This window comes from Pseudomonas sp. K5002 (assembly GCF_013386655.1).
GTDB lineage: Bacteria > Pseudomonadota > Gammaproteobacteria > Pseudomonadales > Pseudomonadaceae > Aquipseudomonas.
Genome location: NZ_JACARK010001039.1, coordinates 1 through 328 on the forward strand (window position 1 = coordinate 1; position 328 = coordinate 328).

Annotated in this window: 1 protein-coding gene; it reads right to left on the reverse strand. The window is 66.5% G+C overall.

Annotated elements, in window-relative coordinates:
• Positions 1-328, reverse strand: a 328-nt coding sequence (locus HX846_RS39955) for an ADP-ribosylglycohydrolase family protein (protein ID WP_256740227.1), incomplete at both ends; no start/stop codon positions are given.

The following is a 328-nucleotide window of genomic DNA, read 5'->3' on the forward strand; positions in this document are numbered from 1 at the left end:
GCCACCGCCGCCGCGCTGGAGATGCCCAGGTTGGTGTTATGGGTGACCTGGCACGCCTGGATCACCGCCTGGATAAACTGCGCCGGGTCGTTGACGTCCGCCGCGATGCCCACCGGGGTGATACGCATGGCGGCGCCGTTGGTGGTGCCGTAGCGCCCGGACTCTTCCGGGGTATGGCCCGCCAGGATCATGTCGATCGCCCGTTTGGTTGACGGGCCCAGCAAATCCTGGGAGCCCTTGGCGCGCATCACCGCTTCCCAGTCGATCAAACGTTGGGCGAGTTCGGTGGGTTCAATCCTGCCCTGCCCGTCCACCAGCAACTGGCCGA